Origin of the sequence: Paenibacillus sp. FSL R7-269 (assembly GCF_000517865.1) — a bacterium.
GTDB lineage: Bacteria > Bacillota > Bacilli > Paenibacillales > Paenibacillaceae > Paenibacillus_AQ.
On record NZ_ASPS01000143.1, the window covers coordinates 1 to 203 of the forward strand.

Here is a 203-nt window from a genome sequence, read left to right on the forward strand (position 1 = left end):
GTATCCATGACGAGGTTTACGTCGTTTCGCTCCGAGATCTGCCAAGCTACAATCTCATTGTTAAAGAGGTCCTGAATCGCAGACAGATCATAAAAGCGGGTGCCGTCTGAGATATACGTGATGTCCGTTACTAGCTTCTGCTGAGGTGCTGTCGCATGAAACTTACGCTTTAATCGGTTCGGGTAGACCACGGAAGGAGCGGA

Annotated in this window: 1 pseudogene; it reads right to left on the minus strand. The window is 49.3% G+C overall.

From position 1 onward, the window contains the following. Window positions 1–203: pseudogene (locus C162_RS37250) on the minus strand (IS3-like element ISBth8 family transposase); the annotation flags it as partial.